This window comes from Streptococcus sp. HMSC072G04 (assembly GCF_001813295.1).
In the GTDB taxonomy this organism is placed as follows: Bacteria; Bacillota; Bacilli; order Lactobacillales; family Streptococcaceae; genus Streptococcus.
The window spans coordinates 1-530 of record NZ_KV812042.1 but is presented as its reverse complement, the minus strand read 5'-3'; the positions used below and the strand labels follow the sequence as shown (position 1 = coordinate 530).

The following is a 530-nucleotide window of genomic DNA, read 5'->3' as shown; positions in this document are numbered from 1 at the left end:
GAGTCAGTTTCTGTATCTGAATCAGTATCAACGTCTGAGTCAGTATCAGCGTCTGAATCGTTGAGCACCTCAGTATCTGAAAGTCAGTCAGTCTCAGCGTCAACCTCAGAATCAGTGTCTACTTCTGAATCAGTATCAACGTCTGAGTCAGCCTCTGCGTCCGAATCCGAATCGGTTTCAACCTCAGAATCAGTTTCTACATCTGAATCGGTTTCTGTATCAGAATCAGTTTCTGTATCAGAATCAGTTTCTGTATCTGAATCAGTTTCTACTTCAGAATCAGTTTCAACATCCGAGTCAGCGTCAACTTCTGAATCACTCTCAACATCTGAGTCGGCGTCAGCTTCAGAATCAGTTTCAACATCCGAGTCAGTCTCAACATCCGAATCAGTGTCTACGTCTGAATCGGCATCTGCATCCGAGTCGGTTTCTGTATCCGAATCAGTGTCTACGTCTGAATCGGTGTCAACATCAGAATCAGTTTCAGCATCTGAGTCGGTTTCTGCATCCGAGTCTGTCTCAACCTCTGA

At 44.7% G+C, this 530-nt stretch carries 1 protein-coding gene; it reads right to left on the bottom strand.

Going from position 1 to position 530, the window contains the following annotated elements; genetic code table 11:
- Positions 1 to 83: 83 nt before the first annotated feature.
- On the bottom strand, positions 84 to 530 hold a 447-nt coding region (locus tag HMPREF2904_RS12095; RefSeq protein ID WP_176744624.1), incomplete at its 5' end, for a hypothetical protein.